This is a genomic window from Pseudoalteromonas sp. c7(2019), from assembly GCF_011378625.1.
Lineage (GTDB): Bacteria > Pseudomonadota > Gammaproteobacteria > Enterobacterales > Alteromonadaceae > Pseudoalteromonas > Pseudoalteromonas arctica.
The window spans coordinates 1-546 of sequence record NZ_WTKS01000061.1 but is presented as its reverse complement, the minus strand read 5'-3'; the positions used below and the strand labels follow the sequence as shown (position 1 = coordinate 546).

Below are 546 nucleotides of genomic sequence, written 5' to 3'. Positions count from 1 at the left end.
GCACGAACAAAAAGCCAACTGTAATTTGTCCGGCTTGAAAACCCTTGTTAGGTGTTTATTCCACCGAAACTATTTTAATAGATGTTAAGCACTCTGATGTAAAGCCAAGTGGTTCTAAACTATACCTGACACTTTGAACTCCTCTTTTTTTAGGCAAACTATACCCTTTCATTACTTCTAAGGTGTTCATATTAAACCTAATAGTATATTCAATATTTTGATTGTCGGGAGTTATAGTCATATTTAAATATGGTGGTAAACGCGTTAAATTATGATACCAAGAACTTGATATATCCAATGAATACATAAATGTACTATTATCTCCAAAATACTTTGAAAGGCACTCTGGCATAATTAATTTTTTATCTGCAATTTGAAGAGTTAATGATTTACGATCAAATGATGCAGGTTCATATTTCTGCGGAAGACCAATTAAAACTCCATCATCTTGGATTTTAACCCCAGTATCTTTATGAGCAAATAAAAAAGAACTATAAAATATCGATAATACTATCAAAGTTAACCGCATTCTGAAAACACCTAACG

General features: G+C 31.9%; 1 protein-coding gene. It reads right to left on the bottom strand.

The window, feature by feature from the left end; all coding sequences use genetic code 11:
- Window positions 1-55: 55 nt before the first annotated feature.
- The coding region (locus tag GQR38_RS20010) for a hypothetical protein (protein ID WP_206006348.1) at window positions 56-546 on the bottom strand (491 nt) is incomplete at its 5' end.